Origin of the sequence: Mycobacterium sp. KBS0706 (genome assembly GCF_005938675.2) — a bacterium.
Taxonomy (GTDB): Bacteria; Pseudomonadota; Alphaproteobacteria; order DSM-16000; family Inquilinaceae; genus Inquilinus.
The window spans coordinates 1-5,288 of the sequence record NZ_VCCH02000203.1; the positions used below are offsets into that span (position 1 = coordinate 1).

General features: G+C 63.8%; 4 protein-coding genes. 3 read left to right on the forward strand and 1 reads right to left on the reverse strand.

Translation table 11 applies throughout. The features are described 5' to 3' along the window. The 3 genes from FFK22_RS40830 to FFK22_RS40840 all read left to right on the forward strand — a co-directional run. Nucleotides 1-2,122: AMP-binding protein (locus FFK22_RS40830; RefSeq protein ID WP_143956959.1), on the forward strand; the 2,122-nt coding region annotated here is incomplete at its 5' end. Between the two features lie 153 nt (nucleotides 2,123-2,275). Beyond that, a complete protein-coding gene (locus tag FFK22_RS40835) occupies nucleotides 2,276-3,310 on the forward strand; it encodes a methyltransferase (protein WP_138893536.1) in 1,035 nt (344 codons plus the stop codon). Nucleotides 3,311-3,425: 115 nt separating this feature from the next. Continuing rightward, the gene (locus tag FFK22_RS40840; RefSeq protein WP_138893535.1) at nucleotides 3,426-4,271 is read left to right on the forward strand and encodes a cupin-like domain-containing protein; all 846 of its coding nucleotides are present in this window, start codon (nucleotides 3,426-3,428) and stop codon (nucleotides 4,269-4,271) included. 89 nt (nucleotides 4,272-4,360) lie between these two features. Here FFK22_RS40840 and FFK22_RS40845 read toward each other — a convergent pair. After that, nucleotides 4,361-5,288, reverse strand: a 928-nt coding sequence (locus FFK22_RS40845; RefSeq protein WP_143956960.1) for a cytochrome P450, incomplete at its 5' end; no start/stop codon positions are given.

The window sequence follows — 5,288 nt, forward strand, 5'->3', positions numbered from 1 at the left end:
CCGCCCCAAGGGCGTGACCATGCCGGGAGGGCCTCTGGTCAACCTCATGGCATGGCACGCCATGGTGGTCCCCGGGAGACCGCAGGCGCGTGTCGCCCAGTTTTCGGCTCTGAGTTTCGACGCCTCGGCCCATGAGCTGCTGTCGGCGCTGTTCACCGGCAAGACGCTCTTCGTGCTCGATGCCGAAACCCGTCGCAACCCCGACGCCATGGCGGCCTGGCTGGACGAGAACGAGATCGAGGAACTGTTCGCACCCAATCTCGTGCTCGAGGCCGTCTACGATGCTCTGTCCGAGCAGAAAAGAAGCCTTCCGGCGTTGCGGGATGTCATTCAGGCTGGGGAGGCGTTGACGGGCGGGGAGGTGGTCCAGTCATTCTTCCGCCGGCACCCGAACAGCACCCTTCACAACGACTACGGGCCGACGGAGACCCATGTCGTCACGGGTCATACGCTGCCGCGAGAGGTCGACGGGTGGCCGGCAGCCATCCCGATCGGCCGCCCGATCTGGAACACGCGGATATACATCCTGGACCGCAGGCTGCAGCCGACGCCGATCGGAGTGGTCGGCGAGCTGTACGCGGCCGGATCCTGTCTCGCGCGCGGGTATCTGAACCGTCCCGGCCTGACGGCGGAGCGCTTCGTGGCCTGCCCGTTCGGAGGTGCCGGGGAGAGGATGTATCGGACGGGCGACCTGGCGCGCTGGCGGCCGGACGGCGAGATCGAATATCTCGGCCGTGCCGACAAGCAGATCAAGATCCGCGGCTTTCGGATCGAGCCCGGCGAAATCGAGGTCGTCCTGGGAATGCATCCCGCAGTGGCCCAGGTCGCCGTGGTGGCGCGAGAGGACCGGCCCGGCGAGAAACGGCTCGTCGCCTATGTGGTGCCGACACTCGGATCGGAGACAACGCCGTCCGAGCTGCGCGCGCACGCGGCCGCCCGCTTGCCTGAGCATATGGTTCCGGCGGCGTTCATGGAACTGCAGGAACTGCCGCTGAACGTCATCGGTAAGCTCGACCGCAGAGCGCTGCCGGCGCCGATTTACACGGCGGGCGCCATGGGCCGGCGCCCGAGAACGCCCCAGGAGGAAATCCTGAAGCGTCTGTTTGCCGAGGTGCTCGACGTCGAGCATGTCGGGATCGACGACAGCTTCTTTGCGCTCGGAGGGCATTCGCTGCTCGCGGCGAAGCTGATCGGCCGGATTCGTGCCACCCTCGGCGAGACCCTGACAATCCGGAGCCTGTTCGAGGCCCCGACCGTGGCGGATGTCGCGGAGCGCCTCGGCGTCGGCGCTCATACGGATGCGCTGGGGGTGGTTCTTCCGCTCCGAACCAGCGGGGAGCAGCCGCCGCTGTTCTGCATCCACCCGGCGATCGGCCTCAGCTGGTGTTATTCCGGATTGATCCGGCACATCGATCCCGACATTCCGATCTACGGGCTGCAGGCCCGGGGTCTGGTCCAGGGTGACGAGTTCCAGGGCCGTCTGGAGGATATGGCCCAAGATCTCAGCCTGGAGATCCGGCGCCTCTTCCCGTCAGGGCCGTACCGGCTCGTCGGCTTCTCGTTCGGCGGCAATCTGGCACACGCGATCGCCACTCGGCTGCAAGCTGACGGCCACGATGTCGATCTCCTGGTTCTGCTCGACAGCTACCCCCATGATCCGCTGACCGGTCGGTCAACGATCGCGGAACAAGAGGTGCAGCGCCTCACCCTGAAGATCATGGGCTACGACAAGCCGATCCCCGAGGGTGTCACCGACATCTGGCCGGAGATCCAGAATTATCTGCAGACGATTGACAGTCCTCTTGCCTATCTCGATCAAGAGAAGCTCCATAGGATTCAGATGGCCCAGATCAACAATGTCGAGGCGCTGGCAAAATTCAGACCCGAGGCCTTCATAGGAGACATACTCCACTTCGAGGCGACCATCCGGGCGGAAGGGGAAGCCGCATCATCAGCGTCAAGCTGGGGGCCTTATCTGACCGGCTCGATCACCAGCCACCCGATCGTCTGCGACCATATGGGCATGGTCGACCCGGCGCCTCTGGCAGCGATCGGGCAACAGATCATGAGTGAACTCCGCGTGCCCAGACGCCACCGGAACGTCGCACGGGTGGCCCAGTGACGATATCGCCAACACTCGGAGCCGGATCCCTCGCCTTGAGACATTGCGTCGGCGGGCGACGGCAGGCCCCGAATCCTCAATCCGTCGCGACATTGCAGCCGCGCTTCGACGCTGCCGGTGGCTGGCCGGGCACGTCACATCGGGAGTCATTTCATGCCTGAAGACCATTTCAGAGCGGATGAGTCGATCGACCTTCATGCCATGGTGCGGGGCCTGTCCGTGTCGCAGATGATCGGGGTCGCCTGCCGCATCGGTTTGGCGGACGCGCTGGGAAAAGGTGACGTCGTTCCGATCCCGAAATTGGCACAGTCCGTCAGCGCTCACCCGGGTGCGACGCGCCGCCTCTGCCGGACCCTCTCCGCATTCGGGATCTTCCGGGTGACCAAGGAGGGACATCTGCAGCACAATTCCAAATCGCTGCTGCTTCGCCGGGATTCGGTGCCGTCGTTGCACTGGGCAGCGCGGTTCTGGACGATGCCGAGCATCTGGGCGACGGCGGGGGCGCTCGACCACACCATCCGGACCGGCGGCCAGGCGTTCGATCAGGCGAACGGCATCACGTTTTTCGAGCATTTTCAAAGGAACCCCGGCGATGGGGATATCTTCGACAAATACATGGCCGTGGGGTATCCGGGCCGGCCTCAGGAGGCGATCGCCGACTCCATCGCATTGGATGGGGGAGAGACGGTGGTCGATGTGGGGGGCGGAACCGGGGCACTCCTGATCGACCTGCTGGAAAGACATGGCGACCTCCGTACCATTCTCTACGAACAGCCGGGCCAGATCGCGGCCGCCACGGCTGCTTTGACGAAGGCGTCCCTTGCAGACCGGTGCGACATGGTTGCGGGCGACTTTCTCGAATGGGTGCCGGAAGGCGGCGACGCCTACATTCTCTCCTGGATCCTCCACGACTGGCCCGATGACGATGCCGCCCGGATCCTGCAATGCTGCCGCAAGGCGATGAAGCCCGGCGCGAGGCTGATTCTGGTCGAGCGCCTCCTGAGCGAGGACCCTCATGAGTGCAATGCCTACGACCTTCTGGTCGATCTGCACATGATGATGTTCTTCCGGGGGATGGAGCGCACGGCGCCGGAGTTCAATACGCTGATGGAGCGGGCCGGCTTCAAGCCGATCCGGGAGGTCGCCCGGAAGTCGCAGTTCTCGATCCTGGAGACCGAGCCGGCATGACGCCGCCAGGGATCTGGGTGCGCAACGCCGACGACGGACGCTGCGGCAGCCGGAGCCGTGCAGATCGGTTCCGAGACAAGACGGCGACCACCGATGACAGGATCTGGAGGATCAGATGGACAAACCGCTTCCCCGGGTAGCGGCCCTGGATCCGGACGCCTTCGTCTCCAGCTTCGTGGCGCAGAATCAGCCCGTCATCGTTGTCGATGCGATGCGATCCTGGCGAGCCCTTGCGACGTGGACTCCGGAAGGTCTTGTTTCCCATCACGGGGATTGCGAAGTCCAGGTCTACAACTCCCTGTTCGATCTGGTCGATGTGATTCCTCTCAAGACCTACATTCGGGACAACTTCGGTAAGCCGCCGTCACATCGGACAACCGACTACGTTCGCTGGTATGCCAAGTTCAAGGACGTGGATTTCTATTGGGCCGATGCGTTCTTTCAGTCGGTGTCCGAAGATTGGCGCGATCTGGAGTTCTTTCCCAGGAGTGATTTCCTGATCCCGGTCTGCTCCGAAGGCGAGACGCGCAGCGTGGTGACCGATCCCTTCCCGTACAAGGGTCTGTTCGTCAGCGCCCGCGGCGCCCGCACCCGGTTGCATCGTGATCCGTTCGGCTCGGACGCCATCCTGTGCCAGGTCTACGGATCGAAGGCGGTCACCTTCTACGCGCCCGATCAGGCGCCGAAACTCCAGGACGAACGCGGATGCGTTGATCCCGCAGAGCCGGATGCCGCACGTTTCCCGAATTTCGCCGACGCCGTCAGCGACTATGAGGATGTTCTGCAGCCGGGTGAGGTGCTGTATGTCCCGGGCGGCTGGTTTCACGATGTGAGATCGATCTCCGACAGCGTCTCCGTGACTTGGAACTTCGTGCACTCGGCGCGGCAACAGGCGTTCCGGGATGCTCTGGCGGGATCTTCTGCCAGCAGCGAGCAGGAAGTCATTCAATACTTTACCTGAGGCGCTTCCGAGTCCTGGTCGACGCGGACGAGTTGTCAGCGAAGCAATGCGTTCGGCCCCCGATGCTGCCGTGCTCCGGCGAGCTTCGGTCACTCGACATGGGCCCGGCACACGCGGAGGGGCAGGCGCTCGAGAGCCCGACCCGTGAGCCTCCTTTTCTGCCAAGCCAGGGCTGGTTCGGCGCGTTCCAGATGCGAGAAGCGCCTCAGCATCAGGTCCAACGCGATCTCCGCCTGAAGGCGGGCGAACATGCTTCCGACACAGGCGTGAAAGCCGTAGCCGAAACCGACATGCCGCTGGCCCTTCCGATGAATATCGAAGCGGTCGGGCTCATCGAATTGGGTCGGGTCGCGGTTTGCTGCCGCCACGCACAGCAGAACTGTCTCGCCCCGACGCACCGGCTCACCGGTGATGACCGTATCGCGCAATGCGACCCGCCGCACCATCGGCAGCGGCGACTCGAATCGGACTGTCTCCTCGATCGCCGCGGCCAGCAGCGAGCGGTCCTTCCTGACAAGTTCGAGCTGATCCGGATGGGCGAGCAGGGCGTTGAGAAGATTGCCGATCAGAGCCTGTGTCGTCTCATTGCCGCCCACCAACAATTCGATGCAGGTGAAGACGATCTGGTCTTCGTCGAGGCCGGCTTCGCCATTGTGCGCTTCGCTCAGACGCGAGAGAAGCGAAGACTCGGCAGTCCGGTCCCGCTGCCGATAGGCATGGAGGAAAAATTCGTACAGCTGGTCTACCGCATCGAAGACGCCCACGAAGTCGTCGTGCGTCATCCCTCCCAGATCGAGCATGAAGCGTGCCCTGCGACCATTCCTGGCCAGATGATCCCGGTCCCCGTCGGGCAAGCCGAGCCAATCGCCGAATACTTCGCTCCACAACGGTTCGGAGATGTCCTGGATCACATCGATCGTCTCCAGATGTGACGCCGCGTCGAGCCGTTGCGCGATTCGATTGACGATCTGCGGCCGCATTTCCCTGATGGCCGGCGGCGACACAGCCCCGCCAAGC